At 44.4% G+C, this 270-nt stretch carries 1 pseudogene; it reads left to right on the top strand.

Annotated elements, in window-relative coordinates:
- Nucleotides 1-239 (top strand): annotated as a pseudogene (locus tag JFU56_RS22495) (MFS transporter); the annotation flags it as partial.
- Between the last annotated feature and the right edge of the window lie 31 nt (nucleotides 240-270).

Here is a 270-nt window from a genome sequence, read left to right as displayed (position 1 = left end):
ACCCTATTGCGATTAACTTGGGTTGTCGCAATTTAGACCCGAGCTACTTAGTTTCAGTGACTCAAGTTATGTTGTTGTGTTACAGCATCGGCTCTGTAGCAGGGCCATTGGTTGCGGATAGCTTTATGGATTCACAAGCAGGATTATTCACTTACCTGTTCGCGTCTCTACTCGCTACAACCATCTACATGCTAATTGCTAGCCTAAAGCGTTCTCCTCTACAGATTGCAGGCGAGTAAATCAAATAGGTAGGCACAAGAACTGTATCAC

The sequence above is a fragment of the Moritella sp. F3 genome (genome assembly GCF_015082335.1).
GTDB lineage: Bacteria > Pseudomonadota > Gammaproteobacteria > Enterobacterales > Moritellaceae > Moritella.
The sequence above is the reverse complement of the archived record's forward strand: the minus strand, read 5'-3'. Positions and strand labels throughout refer to the sequence as shown.